We start from the raw sequence: 16,245 nt of genomic DNA, 5'->3' as shown, positions 1-16,245 counted from the left end.
CCGTAATTTGCTGTTATAAATCAGGTTACGACATATCTATGTGGTCCCGGTAGAACCCGGCCCCGACGATGAACTCGATGTCCTGGAAGACGGGAAGGTCGCTCGTTATCGAGACGGCGTAGCTCACCTTCGGGCTTCCCGTGTCCTCGTCTCCCTCCACCGTCGGATCATCCCAGAAATACTCGACGAATCCTCCGCCCCCCTGGGCTACGGCGATGACGTCCCTTACGAACGGCCGTCCCTGGAAGTCCGTGTTGTCCAGAACCGTCCGGCCTTCCCGCCAGGGGTCGGCGCCGTGGAAGATGACGTATCCCTGGGGAGTGAAGATGAAGAGATAGACCGGGCCGGATTTGAAGTGCCCGCCGTCCTCTCTCAGCACCGTCTTCCACTCGTTCGCGCGCTCGAACCCGACCTGCCCGACGAGCTCGGTCAACCAGCCAACCGAGCCGTCCACGAACTGCCTGAGGGTCTCCCGGTCCACCACGTCGGCGGCCGACAGCGCAGGCAGCGGGACGTCGGGGAGCGGCTCGCCGGCATGCGCGAGATCCTGGAAGTACCCGCCCACCACGACCAGATCCACGCCGGCCACCATGGAGTGGTACTGGAGTGCGTAGCTGTCCTTGCACGGGATATCGGCCGCGTCCAGCGGATCGTCCCAGCACCACTCCACGAACCCGCCTCCGGCCGCTCCCGCGGCCAGCATCTGCTCGACGACTCTGGTGCCCCGGTCGTCGACCACTCCGAGCACGTTCTTGCCGTCGAAGTGGGGGTTTTCGCCGTGGATCAATACCTGTCCGTCCAGGGTCAACAGGATCAGGTACATGTTGCCTACGTTCCAGTCACTGCCCTCCACGCGAAAATCGTTCACCAGCTGTGAACCCGCGTTGATGTCGGTGACCATGCTGAATTCGGAGGTCGCCCAGGTCACGAAGCCTCGGAGCGTCTCGCGGTCCACCACCTGGCCGGCGGTGACTTTCGGCACCTGCGCGTGGGCCTGGCGCGGACCGGGAAACGTGGCGGCCAGGACCACCAGCGCGGTCATGAACAGGTGCTGCGGGGTTCGCATGACGGCCTCCCGTACCGGAGGAACACGAAACGGGCGTTTGCGACAAAAGTATGCCATAATGGCGACAAAACAGCAATAAATTTGCCCCAATACGCGGTGCGCTACGCCTTAAGAACGGAGTGCGCTACGGCGTCAAGCGATGCGGAAGCGGCGATCCTGCACTGGATCCGCCGGGCGTGACGCGGCTTGCAGGCGCCGCATGAGGACGCGGGGCATGACGGATTGGATGGGTTGTATCCGGCGGTGCGCCGGCACTTCCGCCCACCCTAACTGAAGAACGGGTTCTCGCCTGCCTGGTGGTCCGTGACGTCGTGGATCGCGGTGACCTCGGGAACGGACTGGTGGATCATCCGTTCCACGCCCTGACGCAGCGTCAGGCGCGACATCGCGCATCCCTGGCACCCGCCCATCATCTCCAGATAGATCTCGGTGTCCTGGACGTCCACAAGCCGGATCTCGCCGCCATGAGCCGCGATGGAAGGATTCACCTGGCTGTTCAGAAGGTCGGTGACGCGCTCGGCGATCGGGCCCGTGGGTGCGCCGGCGCCCCGGCCGTCGGTCTCAGGCGCGGTCTTCACCTCGAAACCGCTCTGGTTCAGCTCGTCGATGAAGTCGACTGTTGCGCCCTTCAGGCGGGGGGCGCTGGTGCTGTCGACGAACACCGTGAACCCGCCTCCGTCCACCGTGACGTCGTCGTCGCCGAGGTCGGCGCTGCCCACCAATGTCAGCTCGAAACTGGGCGCGACGGGACTTCCGTCCATCTTCACCCGCAACGCCTGCTCTCCGTCGGGCTCGTCTCCCATGAACGAGAGCACCATTTCGCGGGCTTTGTCCGTGAAGGTCAACATCGTATTCGGCATCCTTGCGTGCAGGGCCTTGCGGCTCCGTGTTCCCCCGAGGGTGAGACCGACCGCGCATCCGGAGGAGACCCGCGCGGGTCCGACGTGTTCCGGCATCCTGCGGCCAACTCCGAAATATGGCCCGGGCTCCGGTGGAAGCAACAGGCCCGTCGGTTGCTGGCCCGCCGCGCCTTGCCGATATTCCGGCCCGAACCCGCTGGCGGCTTTCCGGCGGATCGTCCGACGTCGGCGGCGTGAACGTCTCTCATACAGCATGATACAACAGGGTACAAACTGCTATGTCTCAACTGGATAGCATGGACAAGCTCGTCTCGCTGACCAAGCGTCGCGGGTACGTCTTCCAGTCCTCAGAGATCTACGGCGGCACCGGATCGGTGTGGGACTACGGTCCGCTGGGCATCGAACTGAAGCGCAACATCAAGGAGGCCTGGTGGAGCGCGATGGTGCACCAGCGCGACGACGTCGAGGGGATCGAGGCGGCCATCCTCATGCATCCGCGCGTGTGGGAAGCGTCGGGGCACGTGGACGGCTTCACCGATCCGCTGGTCGAGTGCAAGGTGTGCAAGAAGCGCTTTCGCGCCGACGAGCTGGAGGGTGAGCGCTGCGGCCGGAAGCCGAGCAAGGCGCCGGGCGCCTTCAAGGCCTGCGAGCTCGGCGAGCCCAGGCTGTTCAACCTCATGTTCAAGACCTTCATGGGACCGGTGGAGGAGGCCGCGGCCACCGTCTACCTGCGTCCCGAGACGGCGCAGGGGTCCTACGTCAACTTCCTCAACGTGCAGACCACCGCGCGCCAGAAGGTCCCCTTCGGCGTGGCCCAGATCGGCAAGGCGTTCCGGAACGAGATCACGCCCGGGAACTTCATCTTCCGCACCCGCGAGTTCGAGCAGGCCGAGATGCAGTTCTTCGTCACCCCGGGGACCGACGAGGAGTGGTTCGAGCACTGGCGCGATGCGCGCATGGACTTCCATACGGGGACGCTGGGGATCCGCGCCGAATCGCTTCGCTTCAGCGAGCACGGCCCCGACGAGCTGGCGCACTACGCGAAGCGGGCGGTGGACATCCAGTACGAGTTTCCCATCGGATGGAAGGAGCTGGAGGGCATCCACAACCGCACCGACTTCGACCTGGGCCGGCACCAGCAGTACTCGGGCAAGAAGATGCGCTACGTGGAGCCCGGGGGCGGGGGACGCTACATCCCCTACGTCGTCGAGACCGCCGCGGGCGTCGACCGCATGCTGCTGATGGTGCTTTCGGACGCGTATTACGAGCAGGATATGGGCCGTGACCGGCGCACCGTGCTCGGCATCCACCCGCGCCTGGCGCCCGTGAAGGCGGCGATCTTCCCGCTGGTGCGCAAGGACGGCCTGCCCGAGATCGCGACCCGGCTGCACGACGCCTTCAAGGCCGCGGCCGTCCCCAGCTTCTACGACGCGGCCGGGTCCATCGGACGCCGCTACCGCCGCCAGGACGAGGCGGGCACCCCCTGGTGCATCACCGTGGACGGCCGGACCAACGAGGATGGAACCGTCACCGTGCGCGACCGCGACACCCTGGAGCAGGTGCGCGTGAACGCGGACGGCGTGATAGACTACCTGCGGGAACGGCTCGCGCGCTGAGGCGCCGGTGAAGCCGAGGGAGCGCGGATCCGGGACCCACGTCCGATTCGCGGGGACCATCGCCGGAACACGGGAGAATAGTTGATGGCATCCAGGTCAGAGGTTTTCAGCTCGCGCTGGGGCATGCTGCTGGCGATGCTGGGGATGGCGGTCGGCACCGGAAACATCTGGCGTTTCCCGCGCATCGCGGCCTCCAACGGGGGTGGCAACTTCCTGGTCGCATGGGTGTGCTTCCTGCTCCTCTGGTCGGTGCCGCTTCTCATCCTCGAGTTCGGGATGGGGAAGGGCGTGCGCAAGGGGCCGATCGGCGCGTTCGCCACCACCCTCGGGCCGAAATTCGGCTGGATGGGCGCGTGGGTCGCGTGGGTCGCGACCGCGATCATGTTCTACTACAGCGTGGTCATGGGCTGGACGCTGCGCTTTCTGTGGGCCTCGATCACGCGCGAGATCCCCACCGAAGTGCCGGACGCCTTCTGGAACTCCTTCGCCGCGACGCCCTCGGCGATGATCACGCACGCCATCGCCCTGGGCATGGGCGTGTTCGTGGTGTCCAGGGGGGTGAAGGGCATCGAGACCGCCGCCCGCTTCCTGATCCCCAGCCTCATCATCCTGGTGGTCGTGCTGGCCATCCGGGCCGTCACGCTGCCGGGCGCCTCCGCCGGCCTCGCGTTCCTCTTCACCCCGAACTTCAGCGAACTGGCCGACTATCGCATCTGGCTCGAGGCGCTGACCCAGAACGCGTGGGATACGGGCGCGGGGTGGGGCCTGGTGCTCACGTACGCCATCTACATGCGAAAACGGGAAGACACCGCGCTCAACGCCTTCGTCATCGGCTTCGGCAACAACTCGATGTCGCTGCTGGCGGGGATCATGGTGCTGTGCACGGTCTTCTCGGTGATGCCGGACGCGGCCAGCCAGATCGTCGGGGCGGGGAACGAGGGCATCACCTTCATCTGGGTGCCGCAGCTCTTCGCGCTCATGCCGGGCGGCCAGTTCTTCATGATCCTTTTCTTCATGGCGCTGGTGTTCGCGGCGTGGACGAGCCTGGTGGCCATGATCGAACTCGCCAGCCGGGTCCTGCGCGACGCAGGGATCGAGCGCAAGCGCGCGGTGGGCATCGTCGGCATCGCGGCGCTGGTGTGCGGAATCCCGAGCGCGCTCAACATGGATTTCTTCCACAACCAGGACTGGGTCTGGGGCGTGGGGCTCATGCTCTCGGGCTTCTTCTTCGCCTTCGCCGTGCTGCGCTACGGGGTGACCGAGTGGCGCCGCAAGTTCATCAACACGGGTGATTCCGACATCCACATCGGAGCCTGGTGGGACTGGGCGATCCGGCTCGTGATCGTCGAGGCCGTGGTGCTCATGGTATGGTTCCTGTGGAGCGCCCGGGGCGAGAGCTTCGCGGAGACCTGGACGCTGTTCAGTCCGTACAACGTCGGGAGCGTGGTCATTCAGGCGGCGGTGGCGATCCTCATCCTGTGGATGCTCAACAGGCTGATCACACGGGCGACCCTGGAGGGGAGCGGCGGCCCGGCCGGTTGACGACGGGCGGGCCGATGGTTGTCCGGGTACGGCAAGGTGATGAGGTTTCGCGAGTTCGAGAGGGCCGCGCGGCGCGCCTTTGGCGAGATTCCGGAAGAGTACACGAGCGGGCTGGACGGGCTCTCGGTGCGCCAGGAGGCGCTCCCGCATCCGGTGTTCCCGGACATCTACACGCTGGGCATGTGCTCGACGGAGTCGTATCCGTCGGATTGGCAGGGGCCCGAGACCACGCGCTCGGTGGTGGCCCTCTACTACGGCTCGTTCCGCGAGCTGTCCCGGCTCGATCCCGGCTTCGACTGGGAGGGCGAGCTGTGGGAGACCCTCACCCACGAGGTGCGGCACCACCTCGAGTCGCTCGCGGACCAGGATGAACTCGGCGGCGTCGACTACGCCATGGAGGAGTCGTTCAAGCGGAGCGAAGGGCTCGATTTCGATCCCTGCTACTATCAGTCGGGGAATGAGATTGCCCCCGGTGTCTTCCGCGTCGAGACCGATTTCTTCATCGAGCAGGAGTGGACGGAAGAGCGGCTTGCGCGGGCCGGTGAGGTGCGTTTCGACTGGCGCGGCGAGGGTTTTCGCATCGATGCGCCCGAGCGGCTCGGGGATGCGCACTTCGTCTGGATCGACGGTGTCGATTGCGGGCCGGGAGAGCTTCAGCTTGTGCTGGTGCGCAAGCGAAGATGGTGGGAGGCGTTCCTGAAGCGGCCCGCGGAGGAGCTGTGGGAGTCGGAGGCGGTCGGCCGCCGGACGGGAGGCGCTTCCGCGCCGGTCCCGGATCCCGGCAGGCCCGCTGATCCGCGATGAGGATTCACGACCGCTACGCCCGCGTCACTCCGTACGAGATGGCCCTCCCGGGCCGGGCCTTCGCGGAGGAGCGCTTCGAGCTGATCCGGGACGAGGCGGACCGGCGGGGCGTGGACATCTGGGACCCGGGCGCCTTCAGCATGCTCGAACAGTCGCGGCGCGCGATCGGCGACATCCGTGTCGAGGACGACAACCCGGTCCTGTTCGTGCAATACGGCGTCATCCTCTTTCATGCCTTCCATTTCTGGAGCGCCGGGGAGCACCTGTACCTCCTCGGGAACGAAGCCGCCCACCAGGTGACGCGCGCCGGCCTGCGCTCCGGGCCGAACGACTGGGACTTCGCGGCGCCCTCCCGGGCCGGATACGTGCAGTTGCCGCACTACCTGTTCTGGGCGCGTCCCGAGGCCGGCGGCCCTGCGGAGGCGCTCGACGGCTTCTTCTGGGTGCTCACCCCCGCTCATCGCCTGCACCTCATGGTGGCGAGCGGAATGCGGGCGGACCGTCCCGGGCTGGGGGTCATGCCCGTCCCGGAGATACCCGGGGAGGAGGCGAGCCGGTGGGCTGCCGCGAACGTGCGCGAGCGGGGCGACGACTTCGCGAGTACCTTGCCGGGCGGCGAGGACCTGTGCTCGATCGAGACGCTCGGCGAGGTGGTGAAGCTCGCGGGGCGACTCTTCTGGCAGCTGGAGCGGGGATCGCTGCGCGCCGGTGCACCCACGAAGGGTGGTGACGGCGGCTCCGGCCCGTCGGAGCGGGACGCCGACCCGGCAACGTCCAGCCGCGCGCCCCTTGCGAGCACCTTGCCCTGGCGACCGATCATAACCGCGGAGGCGCCATGAGAGAGTCGGTCAAGGCGAGGAAGGAGCGGGCCGCGCGCATCTACGACCTGCTTGTCGAGTGCTACCCGGACGCGCACTGCGCCCTCCACCACCGCAATCCCTACGAGCTGGCGGTCGCGACCATCCTCTCGGCGCAATGCACCGACGAGCGGGTGAACAAGGTGACGCCCGCCCTGTTCGAGCGCTATCCGGAGGCGCTGGACCTGGCCGGCGCGCGCCAGGGCGAGCTCGAGCAGCTCATCCACTCCACCGGCTTCTTCCGCAACAAGGCGAAGAATCTGATCGGCATGGCGACGGCGGTTGCCGAAAAGCACGGAAACGAGCTGCCGCGCAACATGAAGGAGCTGATGGCGCTGCCGGGCATAGGCCGCAAGACCGCCAACGTCATCCTCGGCAACGCCTTCGGCATCGACGAGGGGGTGGTCGTGGATACGCACGTGAAGCGCCTCGCGAACCGGATGAGCTTCACCCGCTATCCGGATCCCGTGCGCATCGAGCGCGACCTCATGAAGCTCTTCCCGCGCGAGCGCTGGACACTGCTCGCACATCTCCTGATCTTCCACGGCCGCCAGGTGTGCGCGGCCCGAAAACCCCGCTGCGAGGAGTGCGCGCTTTCGCGCCTGTGCCCTTCGTCGAGCGTGTGAACCCACCCAACCAAGGACGACGCCCGATGCCCAGCCGCCAGGACGCGCTGGCCCTGCTGCACGAATGGGTCGACAACGAGGGGCTCAGGAAGCACATGTACGCGGTCGAGGCCGCCGTGCGCTTCTACGCCCGCAAGTACGGAGCCGACGAGGAGACCTGGGGCCTGGCCGGCCTCCTGCACGACCTGGACTGGGAGAAGCACCCGGACGAGCACCCGCACCGCGGGGTCGCGCGCCTGCGCGAGGACGGCTACCCGGAGGAGGTCATCCACGCCGTGCTGGCGCACGGGTATCCGGACCTCACGGACGTTCCGCCGGAGACCGACCTCGACAAGGTCCTGTGCGCCTGCGACGAGCTGAGCGGGCTGGTGTACGCATGCTGCCTGGTGCGTCCCAACGGCATCGACGACCTGAAACCCAAGTCGGTGGCCAAGAAGCTGAAGGACAAGTCCTTCGCCGCCGGGGTGCACCGCGGGGAAGTGGCGCGCGGGGTCGAACTCATCGGCATTCCGCGGCCCCAGCACATCCAGAACGTCATCGACGGCATGCGGACGGTCGCCGACGTGCTGGAGGTGCGCGCCGAGGACCTGGCGGCACGCAGGCGCGCGAAACAGAGAGCCGGTTGAGCTCTCGCCGCTCGCTTCCGTCCGGGCCCGCGGTCATCGGCGTCGCCCCGGCTGAGCGCGCGATCGCCGGGTTGCTTCCGCCTGGGTGCCCGGTCAGTTTACGGGGACCCGATCTCACCCCTACCCCCTCGCTGGAGCCCACTCTTTGACGACGGCTACCTGGGTCACGATGATCGTGATCGGCGCGTTCGTTTGGGGCGGCTTCGCCCTGGTGCTCTCCAAGGCCGTGCGCACGGAATCGGAGAAATCAGAAGCCGAACGTGCCTAAGCGGACCGACCTCGAAAACATCCTCATCCTGGGATCCGGGCCGATCGTCATCGGCCAGGCCTGCGAATTCGACTACTCCGGGACGCAGGCGGTCCGCGCGCTGAGGGAAGAGGGCTACCGGGTCGTGCTGGTCAACTCCAATCCGGCGACCATCATGACCGACCCGGAGCTGGCCGACCGCACCTACATCGAGCCCCTCACCGCCGAGTGGGTGGAGCGGGTCATCGAGCGCGAGCGCCCCGACGCGCTGCTCCCCACCATGGGCGGCCAGACCGCGATCAATATCGCGATGGAACTGGAGCAGGCGGGCGTGCTCGAGCGCTACGGCGTCGAGCTGATCGGCGCCAACGCCCGCTCCATCTCCATGTGCGAGGACCGCGAGGAGTTCACGCTGGCCATGCGCCGCATCGGGCTGGAGGTGCCCGCGGGCGGAGTGGCCGGTTCCATGGAGCAGGCGCGCGCCCTGGTGGCCGGGACCGGCTATCCGGCGATCATCCGTCCCGGCTTCACCCTGGGCGGCACCGGCGGCGGCATCGCCTACAACGCCGAGGAGTTCGACGACCTGGTGCGACGGGGGCTGGACGCCTCGCCCATCACCCAGGTCCTCATCGACCGCAGCGTGATCGGGTGGAAGGAGTACGAGCTGGAGGTGGTGCGCGACGCCTCCGACAACGTGATCGTGGTGTGCTCGATCGAGAACTTCGATCCGATGGGAATCCACACCGGCGACTCGATCACGGTGGCTCCCGCCCAGACTCTCGCCGACGTGGAATACCAGACGATGCGCGACGCCGCCATCGCCGTCATCCGCGAAATCGGCGTCGAGGCCGGGGGCTGCAACATTCAGTTCGCGGTGAATCCGGAGGATGGCGAACTGCTCGTGGTGGAGATGAATCCGCGGGTCTCGCGCTCCTCCGCGCTCGCCTCCAAGGCCACCGGTTTTCCCATCGCGCGCGTGGGCGCCAAGCTCGCGGTGGGCTTCGTGCTCTCGGAGCTTCCCAACGACATCACCCGCACCACGCCCGCCTCCTTCGAGCCGGTGCTCGACTACGTGGTGACCAAGTTCCCCCGCTTCGCCTTCGAGAAGTTTCCGGAGACGGACGGCGTGCTCGGGGTGCAGATGCAGGCCGTCGGCGAAACCATGGCCATCGGGCGCACCTTCCTGGCGTCGTGGCAGAAGGGGCTGCGGGGGCTGGAGGTCGGGCGTGCCGGATGGACCGCGGGCAAGTCTCTGGCCGACGACGGGCTGGAGAGCGACGACCGCGCGAGCCTGCTGGCGGCGCTGCGCATCCCCACGGCGGAGCGTCCGTTCCAGTTGAGGCGTGCGCTCGAAGCGGTGCTGCGGGGCGGGGAAGGGGCCGCAACCGAGCCGCCCCTGACCCTTGGCGATGTCCATCGCGCCACCGGCATCGACCCCTGGTTCCTCGACCAGTTGATGCAGGTGATCGAAGACGAGCAGGAATACGCGAGCGTCACCCGGGTGACGCCGGCCCATCTGCGGGCGATGAAGCGGGACGGCTTCTCGGACCGGCAGCTGGCCGCCCTTCGCGGCGAGACCGAGGCGCAGGTGCGGGCGCGCCGGCACGCCCTGGGCATTCGGCCGACCTACAACGTGGTGGACACCTGCGCGGGCGAGTTCCCGGCCGCGACGCCCTACTACTACTCGTCGTACGAGGACGAGGACGAGTCCGACCCGACGGATCGCGACAAGGTCCTCATCCTCGGGAGCGGCCCGAACCGCATCGGCCAGGGGATCGAGTTCGACTACTGCTGCGTCCAGGCGGTGCTCGCGCTGCGCGAGGCCGGCTACGAGACCATCATGGTCAACTCCAACCCGGAAACCGTCTCCACCGACTTCGACGTCTCCGACAAGCTCTACTTCGAGCCGCTGACGCTGGAGGACGTGCTGGAGATCGTCGAGCGCGAGAAGCCGATCGGCGTCGTGGTGCAGTTGGGCGGCCAGACCCCGCTCTCGCTGGCGAAGGGACTGGCCGAGGCGGGCGCCCCCATCCTGGGCACGCCGGTCGACGCCATCGACCGGGCCGAGGACCGCGAGCGCTTCGAGCGCCTGTGCCGCCGGATCGGCGCGGCCGTGCCGCCCAACGGGGTGGCCATCAGCGTCGAGGAGGCGGTGGAGGTCGGGCGCCGGGTGGGCTACCCGGTGCTGGTGCGGCCGAGCTACGTCCTTGGCGGACGGGCGATGCACATCGTGTACGACGAAGCCTCGCTCTGCAGCTACTTCGTCCGGGCGATGGAGGCGGCGCCGGAGCACCCGGTTCTGATCGACCGTTTCCTGGAGGACGCCTTCGAGGCGGACGTGGACGCGCTTTCGGACGGCACCGACGTCGTGATCGGCGGCATCATGCAGCACATCGAGGAAGCCGGCATCCACTCCGGGGATTCCGCCTGCGTGCTGCCCCCGTACCTGCTGACAGGCGCCGAGCTCGAGGAGATGCGCGAGCTCACCCGGCGCTTCGCGCTGGAGCTGGGCGTGATCGGGGTCATGAACGTGCAGTACGCCATCCGCGACGGGCGGGTCTACGTGCTGGAGGTGAACCCGCGCGCTTCGCGCACGGTGCCGTTCGTGGGGAAGGCCACCGGGGTCCCGCTGGCGCGCCTGGCTGCGCGCGTGATGGCGGGCGAGCGGCTCGCCGACCTGAACGTGCCCGGAGAGCCTTCGGTTCCCGGGGTGGCGGTGAAGGAGGCCGTGTTCCCCTTCAACCGCTTCGACGTCGATGTCCTGCTCGGGCCGGAGATGCGCTCGACCGGAGAGGTGATGGGCTTCGACGACTCGTTCGGGATGGCCTTCGCCAAGGCGCAGACCTCTGCCGGCAACCATCTGCCCGAGGGCGGCGGCACGGTGATCATCACCGTCAACGACTCCGACAAGCCGACCGTGACCCCGCTTGCTCGCCGCTTCCACGACCTGGGATTCCGCATCCTGGCCACCGCGGGCACCTGCGCGTACCTGAACCGGCTGGGCGTGCCCGCCGAGCGGATCTTCAAGGTGAACGAAGGCCGCCCCGACATCGTGGACATGATCGTGAGCGGCAGGGCCCAGTTGCTGGTGAACACCCCCCTGGGCAAGAAGTCGCAGTACGACGACTTCAGGATGCGGCGGGCCGCCATCACCAACGGCGTTCCGTACCTCACCACCATGTCGGCGATGACCGCGGCGTGCGATGCCGTGATCGCGCTGCGGTCGCGCGCACCGGAGGTGAGGAGCCTGCAGGACCGCCTGGCGCCATCCGGCAACGGCAACGGGCCAGCGGCGCCGCCCGCCGCGTCCGCCGACCTGGTCGCGGCCGGTCAGGACGCGGCCGGCTGATGGCTGACGGTCCACCCACCGCCTTCTACCTGCATCCCGACGCCCCTCTGCACGACACCGGGTGGGGCCACCCCGAGCATCAGGGCCGCCTGCGCGCCCTGGCGTCGACGGTGGGCCGCAGCCTGCTCACCCTCCACGACCGGGTGGAACAGCGCGACGCGCGCCCTGCCACCGAGGAGGAGCTGCTCCGCGTGCACACCCGCGACCACGTGGAACGGGTCCGGCGGGCGGTGGCGCGCTCGCGCGAGGAGGGGCTGGTGCGGCTGGACCCGGACACGGTGGTCTCGCCCGCCTCATGGGGTGCGGCGACCGGGAGTGCAGGCGCGGCGATCGCGGCGGCCGAGGCGGTCGCCACCGGCATGGCCCGGGCCGCCTTCGTGGCCAGCCGCCCGCCCGGCCATCACGCCACCGCGGACCGCGCCATGGGCTTCTGCCTGTTCAACCACGTGGCCGTCGCGGCCCGCCACCTGCAGGCCCGCGGGCTGGCCGAGCGGGTGCTGATCGTCGACTGGGACGTCCACCACGGCAACGGCACCCAGGACATCTTCTACGAGGACGCGACGGTCTTCTACCTGTCGCTGCACCAGTCTCCCCACTACCCGGGCACGGGCGCCTTCCACGAGCGGGGCAGCGGGGCCGGCCTGGGCGCCACGCTCAACCTGCCCCTCCGCGCAGGCACCGCCCGGGCGACCTGGTGCGAGGTGTTCGACGAGGCGCTGGCGAAGGTCATGGCCGGCTTCGTGCCCGACTTCGTCCTGATCTCGTCTGGCTTTGACGCCATGGCCGGCGATCCGCTGGGCGGCATGCTGCTCGAGCCCGAGGATTTCCACCATATGACGCGGCGGGTCATGGATCTGGCCGCCGAGCACGCCGGCGGCCGGGTCGTGGCGCTGCTCGAGGGAGGCTACGACCCGGTACGCACGGGAGATGGGGCGGTCGCGGTTATTCAGGGGTTGGCGGGCCTGGAAATGCGATGATGCCGCCTGCTCTTGTTGAATCGCTTGCGGGCGGCTCCTACTATTCGCGGCCCGCAGAACCCGGCCGGACGTCATCCCCCGCGGGAGGATACCCGCGCCTCAGCTCACCCCCCGACGGGAGGACCCCTTGGCCGACAGCCCCCTTCTGACCCGCGAGGGCGTCGAACAGGTGCAGGCGGCGCTCGCCGACATGAGGCTGCACGGCTGGCTGCTCTTCGAGTTCCACGGCCAGAACCCCATCGCGGCCTCCATGGTCGGCCTTGGCTGGAACACGCGCCGCTCCTTCACGCTCGTCCCCGACCGCGGCGATCCGGTGGCGCTGATTCACGCCATCGAGGGCTCGTCGTGGCGGCACTGGCCCTGGCGCAAGCGCGTCTATTCGTCGTGGCGCGAGATGGAGTCGGCGCTCGCCGATCTGGTGCGCGGCCGCCCGCGGCTCGCCATCGAAACCTCCCCGGGCTCGGCCATCCCGTACCTGGACCGGGTCCCCGGGGGGATGATGGAGCTGCTTCGGGCCGTGGGTGTGGATGCGGTAAGCTCGGGCGATCTGGTGTCGCTCTTTCATTCGCGATGGACGGCCGGGCAGCTGGCCACCCACCGCCACTCCGCCACGGTGACGGCCCGCGTCGCGCGCGAGGCTTTCGAGCGCGCCGCCGCCGCCGTGGAGGCCGGGGAGCCCACCACCGAGGGCGCGCTCTCGGACTGGATCCGCGCCCGCCTGGGCGCCGGCGGCCTCACCGAGGAGGTCGACTGCATCGTCGCCATCGGCCCGCGCGCCGCCGACCCCCACTACGCGCCCGTGGGCCAGGGCGAGCCGATCCGGCGTGGCGATCTCCTGCTCATCGACCTGTGGGGCAAGCCGACGGCCGAAGACATCCCCGCCGACCAGACCTGGATGGGCTACCTGGGCGCCAGGCTCCCGCGCCGCACGCGCAAGATCTGGGAGGCGGTGCGCGATGCCCGCGACGCCGCGATCGAGTTTCTGCGCGAACGCACGGCCGCGGGCGACGAGGTGTGCGGCTACGAGGTGGACGACGTCTGCCGCCAGCTCATCCGCACACGCGGATACGGGCGCCATTTCGTACACCGCACCGGGCACTCCATCGACGTCGATCTCCACGGCAGCGGCCCCAACATCGACAATCTGGAGACGCGCGACACCCGCCTGCTGCTCCCGGGGATCGGCTTCTCCATTGAACCGGGCATCTACGTGCCCGACGACATCGGTGTGCGCAGCGAAGTGGACGTTCATCTCGGCGAGGATGGACCCGAGGTGACCACGCCCGATCCCCAGGAGGAGGTCTTCCTCCTGCTCGACCGCTGACGGGCCGAAACGGCTCCGCGCGCCGCCGGTAGTGCCGTCCCGCGTCGAAGTCGCGCTCCCGCTTCCCGTCGACCAGACCTTTACTTACGCCCTGGCTGCGGACGGGCTCCGGCCGGCGCCGGGCACCCGCGTGCTGGTGCCCTTCCACAGGGCCAAGCGGGTCGGATGGGTGGTCGGTCCGGGACGCCCCGGGTCCGGGAAGCTGCGCCTGCGCCGCATCTCGAAAATTCTCGAAGAGGAGCCGTCGCTGCCGCCGGGGCTCCTCGAGCTCGCCCGCTGGATGGCCGCGTACTACATCGCTCCCCTGGGGCTTGTCCTGCGAGCGGCCCTCCCCTCGCTGCTCTGTGGGACGGGCCGGGGGCCGGGGACGATGGCGCGCACCCGGAAGGTCGCGCACATCGCGCGCTGGCTGGAGTCGCTCGCCGAGCGGGACGACGCTTTCGCGCGCGCCCCGCGCCAGAAGGCCGCCTACGAGTTTCTGGAGCGCGCCGCCGGATCGATGGCGCTCGCCTCGCTCCTCGACCAGGGCATCGGCCGGGGCGTGGTGAAGGCTCTGGAGAAGAAGGGCATCGTCGAGGTCCGCGACCAGGAGGTCGTACGCGACCCGTTCGCGTCCACCGGTCCGGAGCCGCCTCCCGACCTGACGCCCAATCCCGCCCAGGCGGCCGCGCTGAGGCGGCTCCTGTCCGCGCTGGACGCTCCGGCGCCGCGACCCGTCCTGCTCCACGGCGTCACCGCGTCCGGCAAGACCCTGGTCTACATCGAGTTCCTGAAGGAGGTCGTGGACGCGCGCGCCCGGTCGGCCATCGTGCTCGTGCCGGAGATCTCGCTCACGCCCCAGACCGTGACCCGCTTTCGCGCGCACTTCGGCGACCGCGTCGCGGTGCTTCATTCGGGGCTCTCCGACGGGGAGCGCTACGACGCCTGGCGACAACTGCGCTCGGGGGTCCGTCGCATCGCCATCGGCGCCCGCTCGGCCATCTTCGCGCCCGTCCCCCACCTGGGCGCCATCATCGTGGATGAGGAGCACGAAGGCAGCTACAAGCAGTCCGACGCCCCCAGGTACCATGCCCGCGACGTGGCCATCATGCGTGCCCGCCAGGATGGCGCGTTGTGCCTGCTGGGCAGCGCGACCCCGTCGCTCGAGAGCTGGTCGAACCAGATCGGCGGCAAGTTCGAGCTGCTGCGGCTTCCCGAGCGTGCCACCGGGGGCTCGCTGCCCCCCGTGCGCGTCGTGGATCTTCGCGAACCCCCTTCCGCATCCGCCTCGAACCCGCGCAACGGCGGCCGGCCCGCGCGCGCCTCGACCACCGGGCGCACCGTGCTCTCGCCCGAGCTGACCGGCGCCATCGGCCTCCGCCTGGAACGCGGCGAGCAGTCAATTCTGCTGCTCAACCGCCGCGGGTACTCGAACTTCTTCCAGTGCCGGGAATGCGGGGAGGTGCCGGTATGCGCGGACTGCTCGGTCTCGCTCACCTTCCACCGCGCCACCGGGCGGCTGCTTTGCCATCACTGCCGCTACGAGGAGCGCGTGCCCGACCGCTGCCGCCGCTGCGAATCCCGCGCGCTCTCACGCCGGGGCCTCGGCACCGAGCAGGTGGAGCGCGTCGTAACCGAGTCCTTCCCCCGGGCCCGGGTCGCGCGCATGGACGTGGACACGACCGCGCGCAAGTGGGCGCACAGCGAGATCCTGGGGCGCGTGGGCCGCGGCGAGGTCGACATCCTGCTCGGGACGCAGATGATCGCCAAGGGCCTCGACTACCCGCGTGTGACGCTGGTCGGGGTGGTGGATGCCGATGTCGGCCTGCACCTGCCGGACTTCCGCGCCAGCGAGCGGACCTTCCAGCTGCTGAGCCAGGTTGCGGGCCGGGCGGGGCGGGGCACCCTGGGCGGCGATGTCGTGATCCAGACCCGCATGCCCGGCCACTATGCCATCAGGACGGCGCGCGAACACGACTACGAAGCGTTCGCCGAGCGCGAGCTGACCGAACGCACGGGACCCGGCTATCCGCCGCACGCGCGCCTGGTCAACGTGATCGTGACCAGCCCCGATCCCGACACCGCCGCGACCGCGGCCGAGGAGGCGGCCACCTGGGTGGAGCGCCGGCTGCGCGGCACACGGGTCGAACTCACCGGCCCGGCTCCCGCGCCCATCGAGCGCCTGCAGAGCCGGTGGCGCTGGCACTTCCTGCTGCGCAGCCCGTCCGCGCGCGCCCTGGGAACGCTCACCCGAGCCTTCTCGACGGGCTTCCGTCCCCCCTCCGACGCGCGGGTTCTGATCGACCGCGATCCGATGGCGCTGTTGTAGCAGAAGCGCTGCGCCGACGATTCGCGCGCAGGCGGGCCCGGCG

At 69.1% G+C, this 16,245-nt stretch carries 12 protein-coding genes; 10 read left to right on the top strand and 2 right to left on the bottom strand.

Annotated features, from left to right (window positions below):
* Window positions 1–25 precede the first annotated feature (25 nt).
* Together OXU32_14640 and OXU32_14635 are read right to left on the bottom strand one after the other, a co-directional pair.
* Complete coding sequence (locus tag OXU32_14640) at window positions 26–1,066, bottom strand: cache domain-containing protein (protein MDE0075192.1); 1,041 nt, start codon at window positions 1,064–1,066, stop codon at window positions 26–28.
* A gap of 266 nt (window positions 1,067–1,332) precedes the next feature.
* Complete coding sequence (locus tag OXU32_14635; protein MDE0075191.1) at window positions 1,333–1,914, bottom strand: NifU family protein; 582 nt, start codon at window positions 1,912–1,914, stop codon at window positions 1,333–1,335.
* A 299-nt stretch (window positions 1,915–2,213) separates the two neighbouring features.
* Between OXU32_14635 and OXU32_14630 the strand changes: the two genes are divergently transcribed.
* The 10 genes from OXU32_14630 (at window position 2,214) to priA (ending at window position 16,202) form a co-directional block, all read left to right on the top strand.
* On the top strand, window positions 2,214–3,542 hold the full coding sequence (locus OXU32_14630) for a glycine--tRNA ligase (protein MDE0075190.1): 1,329 nt from the start codon (window positions 2,214–2,216) through the stop codon (window positions 3,540–3,542).
* A gap of 84 nt (window positions 3,543–3,626) precedes the next feature.
* Complete coding sequence (locus OXU32_14625) at window positions 3,627–5,084, top strand: sodium-dependent transporter (protein MDE0075189.1); 1,458 nt, start codon at window positions 3,627–3,629, stop codon at window positions 5,082–5,084.
* 39 nt (window positions 5,085–5,123) lie between these two features.
* Window positions 5,124–5,888 carry a metallopeptidase family protein gene (locus OXU32_14620; protein ID MDE0075188.1) on the top strand — a complete coding sequence of 255 codons (765 nt, stop codon included), beginning with the start codon at window positions 5,124–5,126 and terminating at the stop codon, window positions 5,886–5,888.
* Window positions 5,885–6,727: a hypothetical protein gene (locus tag OXU32_14615; GenBank protein MDE0075187.1), complete on the top strand. Its 843-nt coding sequence runs from the start codon at window positions 5,885–5,887 to the stop codon at window positions 6,725–6,727. The genes OXU32_14620 and OXU32_14615 overlap by 4 nt, the downstream gene beginning before the upstream one ends.
* Window positions 6,724–7,371, top strand: coding sequence for an endonuclease III (nth, locus tag OXU32_14610; GenBank protein ID MDE0075186.1), 648 nt, complete (start codon window positions 6,724–6,726; stop codon window positions 7,369–7,371). The genes OXU32_14615 and nth overlap by 4 nt, the downstream gene beginning before the upstream one ends.
* Before the next feature lie 26 nt (window positions 7,372–7,397).
* Window positions 7,398–7,997, top strand: a complete 600-nt coding sequence (locus OXU32_14605; GenBank protein MDE0075185.1) for an HD domain-containing protein — start codon at window positions 7,398–7,400, stop codon at window positions 7,995–7,997.
* A gap of 260 nt (window positions 7,998–8,257) precedes the next feature.
* A complete protein-coding gene (gene carB, locus OXU32_14600) occupies window positions 8,258–11,593 on the top strand; it encodes a carbamoyl-phosphate synthase large subunit (protein MDE0075184.1) in 3,336 nt (1,111 codons plus the stop codon).
* Window positions 11,593–12,570 (top strand): histone deacetylase, encoded by a 978-nt coding sequence (locus OXU32_14595; GenBank protein ID MDE0075183.1) that lies wholly within the window; start codon window positions 11,593–11,595, stop codon window positions 12,568–12,570. Before carB ends, OXU32_14595 begins: the two co-directional genes overlap by 1 nt.
* A gap of 127 nt (window positions 12,571–12,697) precedes the next feature.
* Window positions 12,698–13,894 (top strand): M24 family metallopeptidase, encoded by a 1,197-nt coding sequence (locus tag OXU32_14590; protein ID MDE0075182.1) that lies wholly within the window; start codon window positions 12,698–12,700, stop codon window positions 13,892–13,894.
* A 31-nt stretch (window positions 13,895–13,925) separates the two neighbouring features.
* The gene (gene priA, locus OXU32_14585) at window positions 13,926–16,202 is read left to right on the top strand and encodes a primosomal protein N' (protein MDE0075181.1); all 2,277 of its coding nucleotides are present in this window, start codon (window positions 13,926–13,928) and stop codon (window positions 16,200–16,202) included.
* Window positions 16,203–16,245: the final 43 nt, after the last annotated feature.

It is taken from the genome of Gammaproteobacteria bacterium (assembly GCA_028819075.1).
GTDB lineage: Bacteria > Gemmatimonadota > Gemmatimonadetes > Longimicrobiales > Gaopeijiaceae > BD2-11.
Note: the sequence above shows the minus strand (reverse complement) of the source record. Positions and strands in the feature narration are given on the sequence as shown.

Coding starts and splice junctions, on each gene's coding strand:
- OXU32_14615 (MDE0075187.1), top strand. CDS start 5,885: ATGAGGATTCACGACCGCTACGCCCGCGTCACTCCGTACGAGATGGCC.
- OXU32_14625 (MDE0075189.1), top strand. CDS start 3,627: ATGGCATCCAGGTCAGAGGTTTTCAGCTCGCGCTGGGGCATGCTGCTG.
- OXU32_14635 (MDE0075191.1), bottom strand. CDS start 1,914: ATGTTGACCTTCACGGACAAAGCCCGCGAAATGGTGCTCTCGTTCATG.
- OXU32_14620 (MDE0075188.1), top strand. CDS start 5,124: ATGAGGTTTCGCGAGTTCGAGAGGGCCGCGCGGCGCGCCTTTGGCGAG.
- nth (MDE0075186.1), top strand. CDS start 6,724: ATGAGAGAGTCGGTCAAGGCGAGGAAGGAGCGGGCCGCGCGCATCTAC.
- OXU32_14605 (MDE0075185.1), top strand. CDS start 7,398: ATGCCCAGCCGCCAGGACGCGCTGGCCCTGCTGCACGAATGGGTCGAC.
- OXU32_14640 (MDE0075192.1), bottom strand. CDS start 1,066: ATGCGAACCCCGCAGCACCTGTTCATGACCGCGCTGGTGGTCCTGGCC.
- OXU32_14595 (MDE0075183.1), top strand. CDS start 11,593: ATGGCTGACGGTCCACCCACCGCCTTCTACCTGCATCCCGACGCCCCT.